Source organism: Burkholderia stagnalis, assembly GCF_039848545.1.
Taxonomy (GTDB): domain Bacteria; phylum Pseudomonadota; class Gammaproteobacteria; order Burkholderiales; family Burkholderiaceae; genus Burkholderia; species Burkholderia stagnalis.
The window spans coordinates 771,237-792,248 of record NZ_CP156686.1 but is presented as its reverse complement, the minus strand read 5'-3'; the positions used below and the strand labels follow the sequence as shown (position 1 = coordinate 792,248).

Below are 21,012 nucleotides of genomic sequence, written 5' to 3'. Positions count from 1 at the left end.
CCGCCCCCTCGGGGGGCCGTGAACGTGTCGATCCGGCGTGGCGCTTTAGCGCGTATTCCGGCCCCATGCAAAGCAAGTGAACGTAGGGGTCGTTCATCTCATCCCCCGCTGCTGGTCGCATTGACGGCAGAACATGTCGATCAATGCCGTATAAGCGGCCGGCGCTTCCACGTAACCGGCATGCCCGGCCTGCGGAATCACCTGCAGCCCGACGTGCGCGGCCGCCGCGATCCGCTCGCATGCCGCGGGCGGCGTGATCGCGTCGCTCGCGCCGACGGCCACCGCCGTGCGGCCGCGAAAACCGGCGAGATCCGAAGCGAGATCGGCGTTCGCGAGCAGGTGCGTCGCCTGCGCATAGCCGGCCGGCACGATGCGCGCCATGTTCCAGCGCACCCATGCGCGCGCGTCCTCGCTCGCGTTGCCGGACAGCATGTTGGCGCTGCGCTGCGCCGCGAGCCCGGCCGGGCCGAGTTCGGCCAGCATCGCGAGCCGCGCGTCGCGGCGCGCGTCGCGCGTCTCGGCGGGCGCGCTGCCGTAGCCGCCCGCGGGCGAGATCAGCAGCAGCCCGGCGACGCGCGCCGGCAGCGCGCGGGCGAAGCCGCCCGCGACGATCGCGCCGAGCGAATGGCCGACCAGCACGCAGCGTTCGATGCCGAGCGCATCGAGCCACGCGCCGAGCGCCGCCGCATAGTCGGCGGCCACCGGCGACGCGCCGCGCACGGGCGTCGATGCGCCGTAGCCCGGCGCGTCCCACGCGAGCACGCGCCGCGAAGCGCCAAGCGCATCGAGCTGGCGCACCCACGACGCGGCGCCCGAGCCGATCCCGTGCAGCAGCACGACGGGGTGCGCGCGGCCGGCCAAGGTGTGGCCGGCATGCTGCGCGCCGGCCTCGCGGTAGCCGATCGTGCCCGCCGCGCCGGCCGGCGAGCGCTGCTCGGGGAACCGCTCGAGCAGCGTCGCGAAGGCGGCGACGCGCTCGCTTTCACGTTTGTCGATGACACTCATCGCTTCACCTGTCTGCGCTCAACGCTTGATCTTCGCGAGCGGCGAATCCGGCGGATACGTCGGCGTGATCGGCTTCGACGAACCGAGCATCACGCACATCAGCGCGTCTTCCTCGCCGATGTTGATTTCCGTGCGATACACGCCCGGCGGCACCGAGATCAGGTCGCGCTCGCCGAGGATCGCTTCCCAGGTCTCGCCGTCGCGCTCGCAGATCACCTTCATCTTGCCGCGCAGCACGAAGAAGATTTCCTCGACGTCGATGTGGATGTGGCTCGGGCCGATGTTGCCGGCCGGGATCACCATCGTGGAGAACGTGAAGTTGCCGGCCGGCACCGTATTGACGTCCTTCGCGACGCCCGTGCCGCCCGTGCCGACGTAGCGCATCTGCGCGCGGCGGTACTTCGGGTCGTAGTCGGCCTGGAACTTCAGCGCATCCCAGTCGTAGCGCCGCGTCGCGTAGCGCGCGACGCGCCCTTCCATCCAGTCGCCAAAGCTTGCGCCTTCCGGCTGGTCCCACGATTTGCGATCGAGATCGGCGTCCGCCATCGTCATCTCCTTCATTCGGATTCAGAGTGAAAATCAGTTCATTACGAAGCCGCCGTTCACCGGCAGCAATTGACCCGTCACGAAGCGCGCGGCATCGGACAGCAGGAACAGCACCGGGCCCGTCACGTCGTCGGGCACCTGCGCGCGCGTCAGCGCGCGGCCCTGCTGGTAATACGCGTGGCGCTCGGCCGGCACGTAGGCGGTGGCCTCGACTTCGGTGAGGCCCGGTGCGATCGCATTGACCGTCACGCCGTGCGCGCCGAATTCGCGCGCCTGCGCATGCGTCATCGCGATCACCGCGCCCTTGCTCGCGACGTACGCGAGCAGCTTCGGCGCGCCCCACAGCGCGGTGTCCGACGCGAGGTTCACGATCGCGCCGCGCCCCGACTGCGCGAGGTACGGCAGCGCCGCATTGCTCGCGAGCCACAGGCCGCGCACGTTCACGTTCATCACCGCGTCCCAGGTCGCGACGTCGAGTTCCGTCGACAGCCGGCCGCCCGAGTTCGTGATCGCCGCGTTGTTGATCAGGCCGTCGACGCCGCCGAGCGCCGCCGCGCCCTGCGCGACGAACGCATGGACGCTGGCCGGATCGGCGAGGTCGAGCGCGAAGAAATGCGCGGCATGGCCCTGCTGCGCGAGTTGCGCGGCGAGCGCGCGGCCGTCGTCGGCCAGCACGTCGCCGAACGCGACCTGCGCGCCGGTGGCGACGAGCGTCTTCACGAACGCCGCGCCGAGACCGCGCGCGCCGCCCGTGACGAGCACGCGCCGGCCGGCGAGCGACACCACGGATGCGCGCTCAGCCATGAGCCTGCTCCGTAGCGGCCGGCTGTTGCGCGGCGCGATACGCGTCGAGCGCGGACAGGTGTTCCTGCGCGCGCTGGCGCAGCATCCGCCGCACGCGCGTGATGCCGACGTCGTGCTGGTACAGGTATTCGTGGTCGCGCGCGTTCGGCGCGAGGCTTTCGAGCACGTAGCGGTCCTGCTCGAGCACGTCCCAGTGCAGGCCCTCGAGACGGTTGCGGTACATGAAGCGCCACACGTCGCGCTGCCAGCCGCTGACCTTGCGGGTGCGCCAGAAGTACACCTGGCAGTGGTCGTCGTCGACCGGCGTCGCGAAGCCGATGATCCCGAAGTTGCCGCCCGGGCCGAACTTCTGCTTGTACGGAATCGCGAGGCGCATCCACAGGCAGCCCGTCTCGCCGAGCTCGACCCAGTCGAAGTTCACGTCGCGCTGGCCGATCTTCTCGAACATCAGGCCCGTTTCCGTCTTGCGCACGCGCATCTCGGCCTGCTTGTCGCCTTCGGCCATCGAGTGCGACGTCGCGTGCAGGTACGCGCCGTGCATCGGGTCCATCACGTTGTCGATCGCGTACTGGTAATTGCAGGTCCAGTTCGACACGCACAGGAAATGCGCGTATTCGTCGGCGACGAGTTCCTCGGGCAGGTTCAGCGGCGCCGGCTCGGCATGCGCATCGTCGCCGAACCACAGGAAGATCGCGCTGGCCTTTTCCTGCACGGGATACGACTTCACGCACTTCGTGCCTTCGAGCGGACAGTTCGACACGGCCGGCACGCGGTTGACCGTGCCGCTGCCGTCGACCTCGACGCCGTGATACCAGCACGCGAGGTTGCCGCCGAGGTTCCAGCCGAGCGACAGGCGCGCGCCGCGGTGCGGGCAGCGATCCTCGAGCGCATGCACCTGCCCTTGGTGGTCGCGCCACAGCACGATCTGCTCGGACAGGCGCGTGAGGCCGACGGGCGCGTTCGACACCTGCCAGCTCGGCGCGACGGGATACCAGTAGTTCTTGATGCCGCGGTCGAGATAGGCGCGGACCGGGTCGTGTTGGGATGCGGGTTGTGCGGGGGACGTCATCAGTGGGCTCCGGATTCGGTTGTCGTCGGGTCGGCGGGTCACGCGCGCGGCGCGCTCATTCCGCCAGCGCGGCCAGCTCGGCGCGGAAGCGCTCGGCCGTCCACGGCGCGCCGTCCGGCGTGCGGAAACCGATGCGGTTCAGGCCCGCGACGACGTCGTCCAGCTCGGTCGCGCCGGCCTCGAACACGCGTTCGAGCGCGTCGCCGAGATCGTTCTCGTACTGCGTCGGCTCGGCCTTGCGGTTCTGCCACACGCGGTTCTCGACCTGGCCCGGGATCTCGATCTGCCCCTTGCCCGCGACGTTGTTCGGCTGCGGCGCCACCCACGGCTTCAGGAAGGGATTGAAGTTCACGGTCGCTTCTTTCATCAGTCACTCCACCTTGATCTGGATTTCCTCGCCGGCGAGGCGCACCGCGTACTGCTTCAGCGCGCGGCCGCCCGGCCCCTTCAGGCACTGGCCCGTCCGGATATCGAACACGGCTTCGTGCAGCGGGCATTCGACCGTGCCGTCGTCGACGAAGCCCTGCGTCAGCAGCGCGTATGCATGGGGGCACACGTTCTCGAGCGCATACACCTCGTCGCCGACGCGGTAGATCCCGATTTCGACGCCGTCGGTCCGCTTGAACTCGATCGGCGTGTCCTCCGACAGCGCGCCGGCGTGCCCGGCGCAAATCCATTGTTCAGACATCTCACACCCTTCCTTCTGATCGACGCTTGGTTTGTTCCATACCCGGAACAGCAGTTTATGGATGGTGATTATAGGAGCGACTTTCCGGGAGAAGAATAAAAAGCTGCATGTCCTAGGGAAAACACCGACCGCCGGGTCCGAAATCGTCCGACCCAATCTCGCCGATGCGGATTTCTTCTTATATACCGGGGAGTTATTCCGTTTTCGATGGATCCCGCGCGATGCCTGCGGCCCGGCAGGCATGCCGCTCCGACCCGAAAAATTTATTTTTTTCCATGCTTGGCCCGGTCCTATACTTCATTCCACCAGAGGCACATTGTTCCTTGTATGGAACACACAAATGCCCAGCCAGCAGTGGAATGCGCGGAGCCGGCAGGTCGTCCCGTTCGCGCGCCGCCACGGCCCGTTTTTCATTCGAGTGAGACTCAGGAAGGAGATCCAATGGTCAAGCATGCGGTAGCAGCCGCGGTGGTCGGAATCGGCGCCGTGTCGGGCGCGTGGGCGCAGAGCAGCGTGACGCTGTACGGGAGTACGGATGCGGGCGTCGCCTACGTGAACAACGTCGGCGGCCACGCGAAGTGGGCGATGATCCAGGGCAACACCCAGCCCGATCGCTGGGGCCTGAAGGGCAAGGAAGACCTGGGCGGCGGCCTGTCGGCGATCTTCCAGCTCGAGAACGGCTTCTATACGAACAATGGCCAGTTCGCGACCGCGAACACGATCTGGAACCGCGCCGCGTGGGTCGGCATCGATTCCACGCGCTACGGCACGCTGACGCTCGGCCGCCAGACGCCGCTGACCTTCGACTATCTCGACCCGCTCAGCACCGCCTACCTCGCGGCGAGCTGGTTCGCGTTCCACCCGGGCAACATCGACGGGCTCGCCGCGACCGGCAACGTGCCGTACAACAACGCGATCAAGTACCGCTCACCGAGTTTCGCGGGCTTCAGCGCCGCCGCCGTGCTGGCGCTCGGCAACACGACGAACTTCTCGACCGGCAAATCGGTGGGCGTCGCGCTGAACTATGCGAACGGGCCGTTCAAGGCGTCGGCCGTCTATTCGAGCGAGCACGACCGCTCGGTGCTGATCAGCCAGACGGGGATCACGCGCTTCCAGGGGCAGAACACCGCGAACGGCTATCTCGCGAGCAAGATGGAGAACATCGGCGCGGGCGCGTCGTACCAGTTCGGCGACTTCCTCGTGCACGGGCTCTACACGCGCGTGAAGCTGCAGTCGAACGGCTTCTCGGATACGTTCCAGAGCTACGACGCCGGCGTGAACTACCGCACCAGCGCGTTCAACACGATCGCGGGCGGCGCGGCCACGTCGACGCTGGCGGGCCGGCGCTGGACGCAGCTCGAGCTCGGCGACATCTATGCGCTGTCGAAGCGCACGCAGCTCTATGCGAACGTGCTGGTCGAACACGGCACGGGCGGCGCGAAGGCGGCGTTCTTCACGGCCGGCGTGTCGAGCACGGCGAACCAGGTCGTCGTGCTGGCCGGGATCCACCACTCGTTCTGACGCGGTGACGGTGCGTCGCACGGGCGCGCGCCCGTGCGACCGGCGCTCAGAGTTTCGGAATGCGAATCCGGCTGATCATCAGCGAACCCGACAGGCCGAACACCAGCGCCAGCGGATGAAACACGCCGACGCGCGTCGCGATCTCGCCGAGCCACATGGTCGGGCCGATCCCGCCGCAATAGGTGGCGACGGCCAGCATCAGCACGATGACGATCGAAGTCGGAATCGGCGTGCCCTCGAAGTACGTCACCTTGCCGGCCTCCTGCGACAGCGCCTCCGCCGTCACGTTGTAGCGCGCGAGCCGCGACACGCCGCATGCGACGAAGTAGACCAGCAGGACGCGGTCGACCATGCCCCGCATCCCGCACCCGTAGCCGATGACGGCCGGCGCGACGCCGAACGAAATGACGTCGGCGAGCGAGTCGAGCTCGCGGCCGAGCACCGACGACTTCTGCCGCCAGCGCGCGATCCTGCCGTCGAGGATGTCGAAGATCAGCGCGGCGACGATCAGCCCGGCCGCGTAGTACACGTGCCGCACGTCTTCGGTGGCGATGTACGAGATGATCGAGAAAATGGCGCTAGTGCCGCAGACGGCGTTGCCGAGCGTGAACCAGTCGGCCAGGTGGAATTCCCGGATCATCGAGAAACGTCGGACGGGTTTGGTCTTGTTCATCTATCTGTCGGGAGAATGGGGGCAGGCACAAGGTGCTGCCGATGTCGCTCCCCGACGAGGCGGCGTCGCGCCGCTTCGCCGAGTCGCCCGTGTATCAGGACATTTCCACGGAGCGCCACGCCGGCCGCGCGTCAGAACATCGCGACCTTGTGGCGCGCGTGCGCGAACGTCGGATCGCTTTCGAGCGGACGATAGTTGAGCCGTTGCGACAGGTCGACCGCCGCGCCGCAGACGGCCTCGACGAGGCGCTCCTTCTCGCCGGCCTCGCCGATCTCCGAGCGCGGCACCGTCGCGGTGATCGCCGCGACGATCGAGCCCGAATGGTCGCGCACCGGCGCGGTCACGGCCGAGATGCCGGCTTCGAACGCGGCCTCGCTCACCGCATAGCCGAGCCGCGCATAGTGGCGCACGCGTTCGTATAGCTCGTCGACCGTGCCCGGCGTGCGCTCGGTGAACTGCTCGAGGCGCTTTTCCGGGTAGAGCTGGCGCAGCGCGTCGCGCGTCAGGTCGCCCATCAGCACGTGGCCGTGCACGGTCGCGTGCGCGGGCAGCCGCGTGCCGACGTGCACCTTCACCGAGCCGAACATCGACGCGTTGCTCTGCGCCTTCGCGACGAACACGACGTCGCGCTGGTCGCGAATCAGCAGGTGCGTCGACAGGCCGGTCGTGTCGCGCAGCCGTTCGAGCACCGGCGTGCCGAGATCGGTCAGTTCGAGCGAGTTCAGGTATTCGAAGCCGAGCCGCAGCACGCCGACGCCGAGCCGGAAGTGCCGGTCGCCGTTCACGCGTTCGAGGAAACCGAGCGCTTCGAGCGTCTGCAGCAGGCGGAACGTGGTCGTGCGCGGAATGCCGATGCGCTTCGACAGCTCGGGCGCGCCGAGCACCGGCTCGCGCGCGGAGAACTCGGCGAGAATCCGCAGGCCGCGCTCGAGGCCCGGCACGAGGTAGGACGACGCGCCGCCGGGCGCTTCGTCGTCGCCGGCCGCGACGGGTTCCGGCGCGTCGCCCTCGGCCGCGGCCCGGCGTGACGGCCGCGCCTTCGCGGCAGGAGGTTTGGTCGCGCCACTCATCGTAGTCTTGGCCATGTGGACATGGACGGAAGGAAATCGATCACGAAACAGGTCATGGATCAGCGTGGAGATTCGGTCATGCTACCTCAGCGCGCGCCGCCAGTTTGCACCCACGGGCACCGCCGGGGCGCGGCATGCGCATCCACGATCCATTGAATAGTCAGACACGATCGAGAGGATATCAGCGATAGGCGGCGAGACGCCATACGGATATCGCCGGACGACGGGTGGACGCGGCTCGGCCCGTCGCCGGTTCGACGCCGGTTCACCCGGTCATTTACAGGCGCGACAGATGTACCCGAATGTTCGTCCTGTCGTACAAGAAGGTGCCGTCGTCACCGGGAGCAAGCACGCGCGCGAGGTCTACCGGCAACAACCATCCGCTCCCCAGACGCCCGCCGTTTACGGCCCGGATCCGGGTGCCGCCGACGGCGATCGCGGCATGAAAGACATTGCCGCCCCGCGAGAAGCCGACCGCGGTTCCCGCCGCAATGCTGCCCCGCCCGTCCCATTGACTGCCGGCCTCGAAGTTGAACCGCGGCCGCCAGTGCTGGCCCGTCGTGTCGAGCAGCATGCCCGGCGTGATCAAACCGTGACCTTGCAACAGGTATCTCACGAAGGCGGCGGCATCGTAGCAGACACCCCTGGGAACGTATTCGGCGATGTTGGCCATGCCATACAGCAATGCCTGCGCGTGCTTCTGCCTTTCGGCAAAACCCAGTTGGGCGACATGCGAGCCTAATTGAGTGAGTTCCATGGTCGGATCCCTTGCGATTCGAAATAGGAAGTGATCGGAGAGACATCGTCAAGAGCAGAAGACGCGGCGATGTACGAATCGGGGCGAACCAGGATTATTCGATCCGCATACGGGCTCTTCGCTTCTCGAATCCGGATCACTTTGACGAATGCCGGCAGATCCAGGGGCAACTTGCAGTCGCCAAAAATGAGAAGCGTAAAAAACCGGTAGTCCAGCAGCGAGTAGATGCGCGTATCCGCCTGCGCCCCCTCGTTGCGGACCATGAAATCGGGCAAGCGCGTGCCGTGCAGCGCGTGCTCGCCGTAGCGAATGCCCATTCCCGTGATGTAGCCGGCTCTTTTCTCGACGATCCTGACGTAGTCATCCGCGTGCGTTCCCGCCTCGGAGTACTTGGTGGAACGCACGAGCGCGCTGGACGTCTCGACCACGCCCATGGCCACCGGCTTGCGCTCCTGCTCGTAGGTGCGCAGCAGCGCCGTCGGTGCGCCCATGCCCAGCACCATGCTCATCTTCCACATGAGGTTGAAGGCATCCGCCAGGCCGGTGTTCAAGCCCTGACCGCCATTCACCGAGTGAATGTGGCACGCATCGCCAGCCAGAAAGACCTTGTCGGCAATCGCATAGTGCTCGGCCACCGATTCCTTCACCGAGAACTGCGAGAACCAGACGAGTTCCTTGAAGCGCAGCGCGTGCGGCTGCATCGCGCGATTGATCTTCGCGACCGCCTGTTCGACCGTGAAATCCTTCGTATCCATGCGAACGTAAAAGCGGTCGAGATTCCCTTCGCGTGGAATCCACGCCACGTCGGAGGTCTCCGCCTGAAAGACGATGATTTCCGGCACCTTCTCGAAGTCGGTCTCGATCACGCCATCCAGCACCGCCCAGACCAATTGCGGCCGCGTCACCTCGAACGGAACGTTGAACAGGTCGCGCACGAACGAACGTGAGCCGTCCGCGCCGATCACGAACCTGGACGTGACGGTCTCGCCGGTCGACAGCGTCGTCGTGCATCCATCGTCGGTAACCTGGATATCGGTGACGGACGTGTTGCGCCGTACCGCGGCATCCAGCGCCTCGAGCTTCTCGTCCAGCAACTGCTCGACGAACGACTGCCCCAGCATCAGGAAATGCTTGTGAAAGCAGCCTTCCAGCGCTTCCCACCACGTCGACTGACGCGAAACGAACTTGCCCCCCGCCCACACCGAGCTGGTGTTGCAAGGCTTCCCCTGCGGATAGAGGTCGTCGAACAGGTCGACGATCTCGAGCAGCTGCAAGGTGCGCGCATTGAGCGCATCGGCCCGCCCCACCTGCAGCGGCGCCGCCGATTTGTCGACGACCAGCGTGCGCAGATTGCACAACTGCCCCAGGTACGCGCACAGCAGCCCCACGGGGCCCGCGCCGACGATGACGACGTCCACCTCCCGCGCGCTCATGCGTATGCCACCAGGTGAGGATTGTCGAGCGGCGGGTTGCCGAGCACGTGCACGCGGCGAAGATGTCGCGGCGCGCCGCTCGTGAACCCTTCGCGACCATGGAGCAGCGTGTAGTTATCCGAAATCACCACGTCGCCGGTCTGCCATGCATGCGCATAGAAGTTCTCGGGCGCGTACAGCGCGGCGCGCAGGCTGCGATGAAAGTCGCCGATGTCGGCTTCGGCAATACCCGTGAACGCCAGGGCCGGCCGATTGACGAAGCTCTCGTCGCCTTCGACGGACGGCTCGTTGTAGCGGACGACCGGAAAGCCGCTCACCGGGTGCGTCGTGACGATCGGCGCAATCGTCTTGCTGTCGTAGAACGCCATCTTGCGATGGTAGACGCCGGTCACCTTGCTCCAGAGCGCGCGGGCCTGGGGGGCGGCCCGCTCCAGCAAGGCCTTCGTGTTCGAGAACGTGGTGCGCCCGCCCTGCTCGGCCTCGGGCGCACTGACGCAGTGGAATAGCTGAAACTCCGGCACCTGCTGCCGGTACATGCCGTCCCAGTGAAGCGGCACGTAGTTGTTGTCGAAGATGTGGTCGTCGGGCTTTTCGTGTTCGATCAGCTCGAGGGTCTTGCCGAACGGCCACACGCTGATCTCGCCCCAGCCGCCGCAATATGCCTCGAAAGCCTCGGCGCCATCGAACGTCTCGAAACCGCGAAGCACCAGCAAGTGGTGTTGCCGCACCAGTTCGCGCATGCGTTCGGTCGGCAGTTCGCGCACGTCCGCGCGGCCGGACGCCGGCCGCACCATCACGCCGAACGGTGTCACCTGTGTGGTCTCGTAGTTCACCTTCATTCCTCCATCCCGGCCGCGCCGAGTCTGCGATTGGGCAATGCCGAACCATCGAGAACGTAATGGCTCGGACGTCCGTTTTGAAAGACGAGCGCCGCGCCCGCCGCCTCGGCCTCGCGCCGCTTGAGCAACCTGAAGCTGCCGTTCACCAGGGCCGCGACGCCGTGCCAGGGCGTGAGCCATCCGTCCGCCGTCGCCATCATGTGGATGCCGATCTTCCTGCTGCCGCAGCTCTGCGGGTGGATCGACAGGCGGACCGCATCGGGAAAGATCGTCGCGAGCAGCCCGTCCCATGCCTTGCTGCGCTGCACGACCTGGTATGCGCGCTCGCGGCATTCCTTCTGCAGCGCCGTCTTGCTGATGTCCATGTCGGGCCGGGTGGCATCCTCGACGAGAAAGCGCGTGATCCCGCAGTACATGCGCCGGGCCTCGCCGCCGGCCCGGACGGCGGCCCGCAGGTCTTCGAGGGGCTGGCCGTGGCTCGTCATGAGGCGCGCGCGCATCTCGTCGAAGCCGCTGCCGGGAAAGACATCGTCCAGGTTGAAGGTGCTGAGCGCGCTCGCGCCGAGCTCCTCGATCAACGCAGAGATCCCCTGTTGATAGGCGGTGACGTCGCTTTCGTCCATCCCGACCGCATCGCTGAACACGCGGCCGTCCGAGCACAGAATGATCCGCGCCCCTGGCGCGTACACGGCGCCGATGCGGTTGCAGAGTTCGTTGAGAAACGCGAGCGACTGCCGCTCGGCCATGTCCGGCGTCGGGCCGAGCACCTTGTCCGGGTTGGGCGATTTGGCGGGAAAAGCGGGCAGGACGAACACGACAGGCTCGTCGCGCTCGATCGCCTTGATGACCCGGTCGAGATGCGGACCAAGACAGGTCGCGCACAGCGGGCCTTCGCAGGGGTTCTGGGCCGCGATGCGGCGATGCTTCATCACGAGCCCCAGAATCTCCGTCGCTTGCGTATGGATGGATTGATCGGGCAGATCGCGCTTCTCTGGGGGCGTACAGGAAAAGGCTGTGTGCATCGATGATCTCGACATTAGGGCGTGTTGACGTGATTAAAGGGATGCAAATAGACATTCCACCTATTCGCTCTGCGAACTATGTTTCATTCGCCGAGAGACTGGTAAATTCCGCCGATACTTTTAACATTAAATATTATTTGCGTCGAGATTAAAAATTCGAAAAATATAGTTGAGAAGAGAAACGGAAATAAAGGACTCCACTGAAACGCAATAATGAATAATGGCGTGCATATGTTTATTTAGAGCTGCTGACACATGCGCACGGATCCCCGGGCCGATCGAAACGCTCACGATCTGCACAGGCGCCGCCGCGCTCGTCGTTCAGGCGAGAGCATGTATTGCATTCCAGGCCGGCCATCAGCGCAGGAGCCCGTTTGGCGATTATGCGAACGACCCGCTGAGTGTGTTCATGCAAAAACATATCGCGGCCTGAACAGAACGGCGCGCGTTTCAGAAAGATCGGGTTGGCCCGCAGGAACGCGCCGTAAATGCGCCACTGATTGACGGCCGGCTCGCTTCGACCGCGGCGAGAATCTCGACCCCATACTCGCCGCGAATCCGGCCGCCGAACCCGTCGATGACTTCATCGAACTTCGGCGCCGATACGGTTGGTCTTTCGCGGCGCACTGTTTCTGTGATCCGCGCATGCGCTTCGAGCGACGCCTCGCATCGCCCGGCAAGCCGCCTGCCACGCGCGCCGCAGCGCCGCCCGCGCCGGAGCAACTTCCCGGCGCAAGCGTTCGAGCTGCGCCCGCGCAGGCTGCGGGCCGATCCGGCCGGTCAGCGCGTCCACATGCGCGGCGAAGCCGAACAACGCGGCGATCGCCGGCACGACCAGGATCAGCACGATCATCATCGCGCCGCTCCGGACGGCCCGCGCCGCGCGCGCCGCTTGCCGATGTCGGTCACTCGCCGCACCGGATCCCCGCTTCGAATGTCGCCGCGCGCGCCGCGTGCGGCTGCAGCGGTCCTGGATGCGGCGACGGGCGGCCGCATTCGTCGCGCCCGCGCCGCGCTCACGAGCGGTGCGCACCGGTCGCTCACGGCGCGCCCGACACAGCAGCCGTCGCATCCGGATTCGGCGCGAGACGCAAACGCACGCGCAGCGGCTGGCGCATGCCGGGCGGCGGCGGCTCCGCCAGCGGGCCTGCGGTCAACAGCTGCCGCAGCGCGGCATCCGCGCCCGCATCGCCGAGCGGGTCGAATTCGACGCGCGTGACGGTTCCATTCGCGCCGATCCACGCGCGCACGACGATCGCGGGCGGCGGCGCATCGGCGCGCGCGTTCAGCACGCGTGCCTCGAGCGACCGGTGCAACCGGTCGGCGGCGTCGCCGTCGGCTTCGAGCCAGCCCTGGAACTGCCGCCCGACGCGCTGCGCGTAGGCAATCCACGGCTGCGGCACGTCGGCGGTCTGCGCGCGCGCGGGCGCGCCCGCCGCGAGCGTCCACGCGACGACGAGCGCCGCACCCCAGCCCAATGCGCTCATGCGCGGGTTTCGTTTCATGAGGATGTTCGCCTCTCCGTCCGTTTCCGCGACGCGCCATGCGCCACCGCGCTCACCCCGGTTCCACGGCCACATACAGGCGCGTGCCGCCGCGCTGCACGAGCAGTGCGGCCGTGCCGCGCGCGCGTTCGATCTCGCCGACCAGCGCGCCGGCGTTCGCCACCGGCGCGCCGTTCACCGACAGCACCACGTCGCCTGCCCTGAGCCCCGCCCGCGCGGCCGCGCCGCTCGCCTGCTCGATCACGAGCCCCTGGCTCACGCCGAGCTGCCGCCGCTCCTGCTCGTTCGCCGGACGCAGCGCGAGCCCGAAGCGCGCGAGCCCCTGCGCCTCGCCGCCCGGCGCGTCGCCGCTGTCGAACGCCCCCACCGTCGCCTGCAGATGGCTCGCGCGCCCCGCGCGCCACACCAGCAGATCGGCCACGCGCCCCGGCCGCATGCCCGCGACGGTGCCGAGCAGGTCCGCGGAATCCGCGACCGTCTTGCCGTCGATCGCGAGCACCACGTCACCGGCCTGCAGGCCGGCCTGCGCGCCGGGGCCGCCGGGTTCGACCATCGTGATCAGCGCGCCGTCGGAATGGCGCAGGCCGAACGAGCGCGCGAGCGCCTGGCTCACTTCCTGCAGCGCGACGCCCAGCCGCCCGCGCGTGACCTTGCCGGTCTGCAGCAACTGGTCCTTCACGTCGAGCGCGATGTCGATCGGGATCGCGAACGCGAGCCCCTGGTAGCCGCCGGTCTTCGAATAGATCATCGAATTGATCGCGATCACGCGGCCGTTCAGGTCGAACAGCGGGCCGCCCGAGTTGCCGGGGTTGATCGGCACGTCGGTCTGGATGAACGGGATCGCGCGCTCGCCGGGCAGCGCGCGCGACTTCGCGCTGACGATGCCCTGCGTGACGGTGTTCGCGAACCCGTATGGCGAGCCGATCGCCATCACCCAGTCGCCGACCTCGGTGCGCGCCGGGTCGCCGGTCACGACCGTCGGCAGGTTGCGCGCGTCGATCCGGATCACCGCGACGTCGGACACCGGGTCGCTGCCGATCACGCGGCCCCGGAACTCGCGCTTGTCGGTCAGCTTCACGTCGACCGCGGCCGCGTCGGCGACCACGTGCCGGTTCGTCAGGATGATGCCGTCCGCGCCGACGATGAAGCCCGAGCCGAGGCTCACTTCCTCGCGGTTGCCGATCACGCGGCGCGCGAGAAACGGCGCGAGCGGATTGTCCGGCGCGATGCCGGGCGGCAACTGGATGCCCATCTGCGCCACCTCGCGCGTGACGCTGATGTTGACGACTGCCGCGCCATACCCCTTGACCAGTGCGGCGAAGTTCGGCAGCGCCGCACCGGTGATCGCCGGTGCCTGAACCGGCCGCTCGGCGGCCGACGCCGCGCCCACGCCCGCGCCGGTCAGCACCATCGCACCCAGCATCGCGAGCAGCACGGCCATCTGTCTGCAGATACCCGATTCCACGATTCCCTTCCCTTTGGATTCATGCCCGCACGACGCACATCGCGCCGCCCGCTCATTTCGGCGGCACGGCCACCGGCGGCGCCGGGCGCTGCGGCGTCGCCGACTTGCCCCAGTTCGTGCCGAAACGGTTGCGTTCCGCCGACAGGTTGAACGTGCCGAGCCGGTTCGACGGCGCCTTCGCGAGCCCCTCCGTGGACGCCTGAGACGCGCCGGCCTGCGGCGTGCCCTTCGGCTTGAGCTGCGCGCTCAGGCAGTCGTACGACAGCGCACGCCGCCCGTCCACTTCGGCGTCGACGCACACCGGCTTCGCCGCCGCGCCCGGCTGGCTGCCGGCCGCGGGCGGATGGCCCGCCTGCGCATGAGCGGCGCCCGCGAGCCACATGCCCGCGACCATCACGCTCCACCTCGCTCCTCTGGTCATGCCTGCCTCCTTCGATGCTCGCCGGCGCGCCGCGCGCCCGCGTCAGGTTGGCTCGCGCCGCGCCGAGCGGGCGACGAAACGCGCGAACGCCGCGCGCTCGGCCGGCCCGATGGCGGGCCGGCGCGCGTCCTGCTGCTGCGCCCACGCGTCGCGCACGCCGCCGATCTGCTGCCACGCGACCACCTGCGCGCCGGTCGGGAACGGCGTCGCCTGCGGCTCCCGGTAATCGACGCGGAACAGGCGCGGCGCGTCGGCGCCGGCGGTCCACAGGTCCGCCGCATCCCGCACGCTCGCGTCGAACCAGAAGCGCACCCAGCGCACCGCCGCGCCGGCCGCCGGCGGGTCGCGCCCGTCCTGCTCCGCCTGCTCCTGCGGGGCCGGCACCCGCATGAAGCCGGCCAGCACGAGCAGCACGGCCGCGAGATCGTCGTCGCGCAGCGACGGATACGACCACAGCGCCTGCACGTCCGCGCAGGCCAGCACGGCCGTGAAGCGCGCGATCGTGAACGCGGGCCACACGCGCCGCACCAGCGCATAGTGGCGCTCCCAGTGCGCGACGAACCGCTCGCGCTGGCGCGCCGACGCCTGCGCGTCGCGCCCGCCGCGAATCGCCAGCTCGTCGGGCTGGTACTGGCGGGTCGTCAGCACGCATTGGGCCGAGCACCGCGCGCTGCGATGGCGCACCCGGCCCGGCATGCCGGGCATCGGCTCGAGCGCGCCGAAACAGAGCGGGCAATGCGACGGCGGCGTGCCGCGCCCGCCGGGCCACGCCACGGTGGCCGCGACGCGCGCCTGCGACGGCCCGGCGGGCGGATGCTGCTGCCCGCGCGCGGGCGGCGCGGCCTCCTCCGGTGTCGATGCGGATCGGATGACGGTCATGGCGCTCCCTACCGGGCGGACGCGAGCGCCTTCTTCAGCGCATCCTCGTTGATCGGCGCGTTGCCGCCGAGCTTCGCCAGATACGCCTGCGCGTTCTGCTGCGTGCGCTGCGCACGCAGCGTCGCGCGCAGGCGCTCTTTCACGTCCGCGAGCGGGCTCGGCGCCGCCGCCCGCGTCTCGATCAGCTTCACCACGTGAAAGCCGGCCGACGTGCGGATCGGCGCGGACACCTGCCCCGGCTTCAGCGCATCGGCCGCCTGCCGCACCGCGGGCAGCATCACCGTGTCGGGCACGAAGCCGAGATCGCCGCCGTTGACGGCGCTCGCCTTGTCCTGCGAATGCGCTTTCGCGAGCGCCGCGAAGTCGCCGGTGCGCGCGCGGGACGCGAGAACGGCGGCCTCCTTGCGCGTGCGCTCGACGGCTGCCGCGTCCGCATCCGGCGCGACGGCCAGGTAGATCTGCGCGACGTGCAGCGCGCGCGGCACCGTAAACGCCGCGCGATTCCGTTCGTACGCCGACTGGATCTCCGCATCGGACGGATAGTCGGCCGGCGGCGCATTCACCGACGCGAGATAGCTGCGCGCGATGATGTCGCGCCGCGCCTGCTCGATCGCCGCCTGCACGTCGGCCTGCTTGTCCCAGCCCTTCGATTTCGCCTCGGCGAGCAGGGCCTTCTGCGCGAGCGTCCCGCGCACGAGCTGGTCCAGCGCGGCCGGATCGGCCGCGAGCCGGGTGCGCGCTTCCGCGCCCGCCGATTGCAGCAGCGCGGCGATATCGGCCTGCGTGACCGATGCCTGCGCTACGTTTGCGATCACGTCGTCCTGTGCGGCCGCGACGAGCGGCAGGCTCAACGGCACGCTTACCAGCAGGCCGGCCATCATTCTTGCGAGTGTCTTCACGGTATGTCCCGTTCCTGTGTTCCTGTGTCACTGCCGTTACCGGCCGCGCGCATCATGCGATAAGCGCGGGCCGTCTGTTTCCACCGGCCGCTGCGCCCCGGCCCCGACATGCACCCGTACGACCACCGGCTGCGCCATCCCGCGCGGCGGCGGCGCGCCGATGGGCTGGCCGACCAGCACCGCGCGCAGATCCGCGGCGACGTCGGGCACGAATGCCGGAATGCTCTCGATGCGTTCGACGTCGCCGCGCCGATCCAGCCATGCCCGAAGCAGCAACTCGGGCGGCATCGCGCCGTCGTTCTCCGCGGCTCCGGCTTGACATTCGAGGTACGCGCGCAAGCGGCTGGCAGCGGCCCCCGTGCCGTCGAGCGCCGCTTCGAGCCGCCGCGACACGCGCTGCGCGTAGACGACCCACGCTTCGGGCGCATCGGCGAGCGAGACCGGGCCCGGCTGCGCCGGCCGGCCGCCCGTCAGCAGCGAACGCAACGCGGCGCCGATCCAGCCCGGGCCAGTCATCACGCGGCGGCTTCCGCGCGAACGGCCGCGGCGTCACCCGCACCGTCACCGGCCTGCGCATCGTCGCCGTCGGACGCCGTGCGCGCGGCGGCTTCCTGTTCGGCCAGCGCCGGCCGGTTGCGCAGGTGCAGCAGAAACTCCTGCACCATCCGGTCCCACAGCTCGATCGTCGAACGCAGGTGGCGCACCGACACCCCTCCCGCGACGATCACGTCCATCTCGAGCGCGAGGAACGGCCCGTGGCTCGCGAGCCGCGCGAACCGCTTCGTGCGGTTCCAGTCGCCCACGAGCTGCGCGGGCAAGTCGCCCTGCACCTGCAGCACGCAGCCGAGCGTGTAGTCGAGATAGCGAAGCGTCGCGGGCTCCGCCTGCGCGGCGGATGGCAACGCATTGCCGAAGCGCACCGCAAAGCCGACGCCCTGACTCGCGCTCATCAACTGCACCGCGCCGTTCTGTTCGGTCGCGCTCACGCGGTAGCCCGCGCCACGGAACACGTCCGCGAGCTGCTCGACGCCCACCGCGTCGATCAACCCTTCCTGCGCCGGGTGCTCGCCCGGTGCGTACTGCTTGCTGTCCAGCATGGCTCTCATCCTTGTTTCAACGAATCGTTTTGATTACACGCGACGGAAGGCGCGTGCCGTCACGGCGCGGCGGCCCCGCTGGCCGGGTTCGCCGGGCGCGCGGCCCGGTCGTACTTGCCCGCATACAGCGCATCGCCGTAGCGCTGCGCGAGCGTGTCGTACTTCACGCGCGCCGCTTGCGCGAACGGCTGCCGCGACGCAAGCACGGTGCCGATGCCGACCTGTTCGTAGGCCTCGAGGATCTCGTGGCCCACGCGGTACAGCGCTGCATTGTGGGCTTCGCAGGTTTGCAGTTGCGTGTCACGCGCGCCGATTTCCGCCTGCCGCTGCGCGTTCTGCGCATCGCGGGCACGCGACACCGTCAGCAGATCCTCGTAGGACGCCTTGTATTTCGCGAGCGCCTGCGCGTCCTGCTCGCGCGCCGCCTTCTCCTGCGCGAGCGCGCGTTTCGCGGCCGCCTCGCCGCCCGGCTGCCCCCTGGCCGCCGCGAGCTGCGCCTGGGCCGCCTTCAGCTGCGCCAGCGCGTCGTCGCGCTGCTGTTCGGCGGCGGTCTTGTCCGCCTGCAGCTGCGCCTGGCCGTTCTGCAGCTGGCGCAGCTCCTGCACGGTCGAGCGCAACTGGCTGCGCAGCTTGTCCTCGATGCCCTGCGCGCCGGCGCCGCCGGCGGCCAACAGCAGCGCGCCGGCCAGGCCGGTCGCGAGCAGCGCGTATTGCGTGGTTTTCATCCGCGGCTCCGGTCAGAAACGGGCGTTGAGCTCGAGCTGCAGCACGTCGATCGACACCGGCGGGCCGTACACCTCCTTCGCGCTCAGGTAGCGGGCCGACACCCACGCGTCGCGCGCGACCGCGTATGACGCGCCGATCACGTAGCCGCGCGCGTTGGTGCCGCCGAGGTGGAAGTCCGAATCGTTGAACGCGTCGAGCACCGCATCCGGCTGCAAATACTTGTACGCGATCGAGAAGTTCCACTGCCCCTTGGCACGCGGTTCGGGCTCGCCGATCGTCGCCTTCGCGAGGAAGCCGTTCGGGCCGCTGCGGTAGTCGCTGCGCGACGCGTTCACCGTCGTCGATTCGTAGTTGTTGACCGGCAGCGACGCCGCGCCGAACGCCTTGTTCTCGTTGTACGCGAGGTTGCGCACGTATTCGCCGTCGAGCCGCAGCTTGAAGCGGTCGGCGACCACCGTATCCCACTGCGCCTTCAGGTCGAGCAGCCGGTAGTTGTACGCGAGCCCGAACAGCTGCGGCTGCGGCGTCATGCCCGGCGCGAGGTTCGGGTTCTGCACGATGTTGCGCAGCGCGACCAGCGTGTTGCCGCCCTGCATGAACGCCGGCGCCTGGTTGTCGCTGCTGCAGTTCGTCGCGCCGAGATACAGCGCGCACGGCGACGACAGCGTGCCGCGCATGTTCTGGAAGTCGTAATACGCGACCGCGCCCTTCAGCCGGTTCTTCGCGTCGATCTTCCAGTCCGCGCCGAACTGCGCGCCGAACATCCACTTCGTGTCGCTGCCGGCCTTGTCGGTGCTGTTCGACGGGAAGTTCTCGCTCGTGTACTGGATCGGGAACACGCCGAGCGTGCCGAACAGCGTGACGTCCGGGTTCCACGGCAGCGCATGGCGCAGGTTCGCGGCGAGGCCGTCCATCATCAGGTCGTCGGAGAACACCAGGTCCGACTTGAAGAACGGGTTGTCGAAACGGCCGGCCTTCAGGTTCAGCCACGCCGTCGGGCGGTACGAGAAGTACGCCTTGTTCAGCCAGATGTTCTTCTTCGCGAAGCCGCCGCCCGCCGTGGCCGTGGTCGACACCGGCCCGTTGTCGTTGCCGCTCGCGAGCTGCACGCCGGCCGTCAGCTCGTCGGAGAGCGCCGCCGTCACGCCGAGCCGCGCGCGGTAGCGCAGCAGGTTGTTGCGGTTCTGCGTCGTGTTCTGCGTCGGCAGCTGCGTCGTGTTGGTGTTCGAGTTGATGTCGAAGCCGCCGCCCTGGTTGATCGCGGCGAAGTTCGTCACGTTGTTCGCGTTGCGGCTGCCGTAGAAGTGATACTCGTCGCGCACGCGCAGGTCGCCGTCGAGCGTGATGCGCGACACCCAGTCGGGGAACGTGTTCGGCTGCGCCCAGTTCTCGGCCTTCGCCTGCGCGATCACTTCCTGCTTGACCTGGTCGCGGATCTGCTCGCGCACCACCTGCGGCACGTACGGCACCGCGACGTCGCCCGGCTGCGTCGGCGGGTTGACGATGCCCGCGCCCGCGACGGCCGGCGCGCGGGCCGCCTTCGCCTGCGCGGCTTCCGTGCGCGCTTCGGCGATCAGCTCGTGCGCGTTCTGCTGCGTCAGCACGCCGCGCTTGACGAGCAGGTTGATCAGGTTGATCACCACGCTCTCCGTCGGCGCGGCCTTGCCCGCTGCCGCCTGCGCGTCGAGCGATTGCCCGTGTGCGGCGGACGCGCAGGTCAGCCCGAGCATCAGCACCGCGCCGCCGATGCGCGACAGTCGCGCGGGCAGCGCGCCTTGTCCGTTCATCTTCCGAATCATTAATGGACTCCGAACAATTTCCGTTTCTTTTCCGGCAGCATCCGAGCGACGGCGCTGCCCCGTGATTCACTCGCGTGTCGTGCGCGTCGCGTCATGCCGGCTTGCGCCCCTGCAGCCTGACGAGCACCGGATAGGTGGTCGCGGGCGGCGGCGCCTCGTCCACCTTGCCGAGCGCCTCGACCGCCGCGACCACCGCCGCGTCGAGCTTCACGTCGCCGGTCGACTGCGCGACCGTCACCTTCGCGATGCGGCCCGACGGCTCCAGCCACAGGTGCAGGCTGCCCGCGAAGCGCGCGCCGCCGGCCTCCTGCACGCCCTTGTCCTGCTCGATCGCGCGCTGCAGCACGTAGACCATGTACTGCGCATAGCTCGCGTTGCCGAACCGGCCGCCGCCGCCGCTGCCGACCATCCCCGAGCCGTCGCCCGCGCCGATGCCGAAGTTGTCGCTGCCGGCCTGCGCATCGGCATTCATCGTCATCTGCTTCGGCTGGTTGTCCGACGGCTTCGGCGTCTCGGACGGCTTCGGCGCGACGGTCGGCTTGTCGACCGGCGTCTTGACCTCTTCCTTCACCTTCTCCGGCGGCGGCTTCTGCTTCGGCGGCGGAGGCGGCGGCGGCAGCGGGATCACGGTCGTCACCTGCGGCGCGGCCGCGCGCTTCACGCCCGCGGTATCGCTCGCGAAGCGCCAGACCAGCGCGGCCAGCCCCGCGAGCACGAGCGCGATCGCAACCGGCTTCACGAAACGGCCGGGGCCTTTCTGCGGCGGGCCGCCGTTGTAGGTCATTTCCATCGCG

At 68.6% G+C, this 21,012-nt stretch carries 24 protein-coding genes; 1 reads left to right on the top strand and 23 read right to left on the bottom strand.

The window, feature by feature from the left end:
* Positions 1–93: 93 nt before the first annotated feature.
* From ABFO07_RS20435 to ABFO07_RS20410, 6 genes are read right to left on the bottom strand one after another with little or no spacing between them, the layout of a single operon-like run.
* Entirely contained in the window at positions 94–1,005 is a 912-nt protein-coding gene (locus ABFO07_RS20435; RefSeq protein WP_060148473.1) for an alpha/beta fold hydrolase, read from the bottom strand.
* 18 nt (positions 1,006–1,023) lie between these two features.
* Positions 1,024–1,551, bottom strand: coding sequence for a cupin domain-containing protein (locus tag ABFO07_RS20430; protein ID WP_059563106.1), 528 nt, complete (start codon positions 1,549–1,551; stop codon positions 1,024–1,026).
* Positions 1,552–1,584: 33 nt separating this feature from the next.
* Positions 1,585–2,355: an SDR family oxidoreductase gene (locus tag ABFO07_RS20425; RefSeq protein ID WP_347469485.1), complete on the bottom strand. Its 771-nt coding sequence runs from the start codon at positions 2,353–2,355 to the stop codon at positions 1,585–1,587.
* Complete coding sequence (locus ABFO07_RS20420; protein ID WP_347469484.1) at positions 2,348–3,424, bottom strand: aromatic ring-hydroxylating dioxygenase subunit alpha; 1,077 nt, start codon at positions 3,422–3,424, stop codon at positions 2,348–2,350. Before ABFO07_RS20420 ends, ABFO07_RS20425 begins: the two co-directional genes overlap by 8 nt.
* Positions 3,425–3,479: 55 nt before the next feature.
* Entirely contained in the window at positions 3,480–3,791 is a 312-nt protein-coding gene (locus tag ABFO07_RS20415) for a recombinase-like helix-turn-helix domain-containing protein (RefSeq protein WP_059804895.1), read from the bottom strand.
* Positions 3,792–3,794: 3 nt separating this feature from the next.
* Positions 3,795–4,112, bottom strand: a complete 318-nt coding sequence (locus ABFO07_RS20410) for a non-heme iron oxygenase ferredoxin subunit (RefSeq protein ID WP_017329029.1) — start codon at positions 4,110–4,112, stop codon at positions 3,795–3,797.
* Between the two features lie 441 nt (positions 4,113–4,553).
* Here ABFO07_RS20410 and ABFO07_RS20405 point away from each other — a divergent pair, with 441 nt between their 5' ends.
* The gene (locus ABFO07_RS20405; RefSeq protein WP_124491228.1) at positions 4,554–5,633 is read left to right on the top strand and encodes a porin; all 1,080 of its coding nucleotides are present in this window, start codon (positions 4,554–4,556) and stop codon (positions 5,631–5,633) included.
* 46 nt (positions 5,634–5,679) lie between these two features.
* Here the strand turns inward: ABFO07_RS20405 and pssA are convergent, their stop codons facing one another.
* The 17 genes from pssA to ABFO07_RS20320 all read right to left on the bottom strand — a co-directional run bounded on the left by pssA (position 5,680) and on the right by ABFO07_RS20320 (position 21,008).
* Entirely contained in the window at positions 5,680–6,306 is a 627-nt protein-coding gene (pssA, locus tag ABFO07_RS20400) for a CDP-diacylglycerol--serine O-phosphatidyltransferase (protein ID WP_059884131.1), read from the bottom strand.
* 131 nt (positions 6,307–6,437) lie between these two features.
* A complete protein-coding gene (locus ABFO07_RS20395; protein WP_059804890.1) occupies positions 6,438–7,391 on the bottom strand; it encodes an IclR family transcriptional regulator in 954 nt (317 codons plus the stop codon).
* 262 nt (positions 7,392–7,653) lie between these two features.
* Positions 7,654–8,133, bottom strand: coding sequence for a type 6 secretion system effector deamidase TecA (tecA, locus tag ABFO07_RS20390; RefSeq protein WP_059884130.1), 480 nt, complete (start codon positions 8,131–8,133; stop codon positions 7,654–7,656).
* Complete coding sequence (locus tag ABFO07_RS20385; RefSeq protein ID WP_347469483.1) at positions 8,115–9,566, bottom strand: FAD-binding protein; 1,452 nt, start codon at positions 9,564–9,566, stop codon at positions 8,115–8,117. Before ABFO07_RS20385 ends, tecA begins: the two co-directional genes overlap by 19 nt.
* Positions 9,563–10,399: a TauD/TfdA dioxygenase family protein gene (locus tag ABFO07_RS20380; RefSeq protein ID WP_059805063.1), complete on the bottom strand. Its 837-nt coding sequence runs from the start codon at positions 10,397–10,399 to the stop codon at positions 9,563–9,565. Before ABFO07_RS20380 ends, ABFO07_RS20385 begins: the two co-directional genes overlap by 4 nt.
* Positions 10,400–10,401: 2 nt before the next feature.
* Positions 10,402–11,427 carry an isocyanide synthase family protein gene (locus tag ABFO07_RS20375; RefSeq protein WP_347469482.1) on the bottom strand — a complete coding sequence of 342 codons (1,026 nt, stop codon included), beginning with the start codon at positions 11,425–11,427 and terminating at the stop codon, positions 10,402–10,404.
* A gap of 583 nt (positions 11,428–12,010) precedes the next feature.
* Entirely contained in the window at positions 12,011–12,283 is a 273-nt protein-coding gene (locus ABFO07_RS20370) for a hypothetical protein (RefSeq protein ID WP_059884127.1), read from the bottom strand.
* 184 nt (positions 12,284–12,467) lie between these two features.
* On the bottom strand, positions 12,468–12,932 hold the full coding sequence (locus tag ABFO07_RS20365) for a YbaB/EbfC family DNA-binding protein (RefSeq protein ID WP_347469481.1): 465 nt from the start codon (positions 12,930–12,932) through the stop codon (positions 12,468–12,470).
* A gap of 52 nt (positions 12,933–12,984) precedes the next feature.
* Positions 12,985–14,373: a Do family serine endopeptidase gene (locus tag ABFO07_RS20360; protein WP_347469668.1), complete on the bottom strand. Its 1,389-nt coding sequence runs from the start codon at positions 14,371–14,373 to the stop codon at positions 12,985–12,987.
* Between the two features lie 76 nt (positions 14,374–14,449).
* Positions 14,450–14,818, bottom strand: coding sequence for a hypothetical protein (locus ABFO07_RS20355; RefSeq protein ID WP_375861426.1), 369 nt, complete (start codon positions 14,816–14,818; stop codon positions 14,450–14,452).
* A gap of 42 nt (positions 14,819–14,860) precedes the next feature.
* Entirely contained in the window at positions 14,861–15,697 is an 837-nt protein-coding gene (locus tag ABFO07_RS20350) for a hypothetical protein (protein WP_347469480.1), read from the bottom strand.
* An 8-nt stretch (positions 15,698–15,705) separates the two neighbouring features.
* Positions 15,706–16,596 carry a peptidylprolyl isomerase gene (locus tag ABFO07_RS20345; RefSeq protein ID WP_347469479.1) on the bottom strand — a complete coding sequence of 297 codons (891 nt, stop codon included), beginning with the start codon at positions 16,594–16,596 and terminating at the stop codon, positions 15,706–15,708.
* A 36-nt stretch (positions 16,597–16,632) separates the two neighbouring features.
* The gene (locus ABFO07_RS20340) at positions 16,633–17,115 is read right to left on the bottom strand and encodes a hypothetical protein (RefSeq protein WP_347469478.1); all 483 of its coding nucleotides are present in this window, start codon (positions 17,113–17,115) and stop codon (positions 16,633–16,635) included.
* On the bottom strand, positions 17,112–17,693 hold the full coding sequence (locus tag ABFO07_RS20335) for a YbjN domain-containing protein (RefSeq protein WP_347469477.1): 582 nt from the start codon (positions 17,691–17,693) through the stop codon (positions 17,112–17,114). The genes ABFO07_RS20340 and ABFO07_RS20335 overlap by 4 nt, the downstream gene beginning before the upstream one ends.
* A 59-nt stretch (positions 17,694–17,752) precedes the next feature.
* Positions 17,753–18,418, bottom strand: coding sequence for a hypothetical protein (locus ABFO07_RS20330; protein WP_347469476.1), 666 nt, complete (start codon positions 18,416–18,418; stop codon positions 17,753–17,755).
* Between the two features lie 12 nt (positions 18,419–18,430).
* Positions 18,431–20,218 (bottom strand): putative porin, encoded by a 1,788-nt coding sequence (locus ABFO07_RS20325; protein WP_347469475.1) that lies wholly within the window; start codon positions 20,216–20,218, stop codon positions 18,431–18,433.
* Positions 20,219–20,309: 91 nt separating this feature from the next.
* Positions 20,310–21,008: an energy transducer TonB gene (locus ABFO07_RS20320; RefSeq protein ID WP_347469474.1), complete on the bottom strand. Its 699-nt coding sequence runs from the start codon at positions 21,006–21,008 to the stop codon at positions 20,310–20,312.
* Positions 21,009–21,012 lie beyond the last annotated feature (4 nt).